The sequence below is a fragment of the Geobacillus sp. LYN3 genome (assembly GCF_003064505.1).
GTDB lineage: Bacteria > Bacillota > Bacilli > Bacillales > Anoxybacillaceae > Parageobacillus_B > Parageobacillus_B toebii.
Map to the genome: position 1 here is coordinate 91,056 of NZ_QCWL01000001.1, position 549 is coordinate 91,604.

Sequence of the window (549 nt, forward strand, 5' to 3'; positions counted from 1 at the left end):
AAAAAACAGGAGTTTCTGTTTATTACAAACTTTCGAATAACTGAAAGGAATGCAGAAATACTTGTTCAGGCAGGTCGAAGACGCTGGAAAATAGAAAATGAGGGTTAAAAAAAAAAGAAAAATGGTTGGTATGAAATTGAACATGTGAATTGTCATAATTACAAAAAAATGAAAAATCATTACTTACTTGTTCAAATAGCTGATATCCTTGTTCAACTATATAAATATGGGTCAAAACTTTTGAAGCAGCTGAAAAAGTCAGCAAAAGAAATATCCTCGAAGCTGTTAGAAGCGATCCGAACCCGCATTATAACAGTCGAGGATTTGAAAAAATGTAAAAAAATACAGGTTAGGTTTACATATACCTAACAATTCTATTATAGCAGAAGGGTGTGATGAATAGGGAGTAAAAAGCAAGTTATCCACAACTTTATAGAAAAATCGCATTAATAGGACTAGTTTTTAAAAATTTTAGAAGGAAAGTAACTGGAAAATTTTACCAACTGTGGATAATTTGAAAATCCCTATTTTGACGAAAAACTTTGAAAT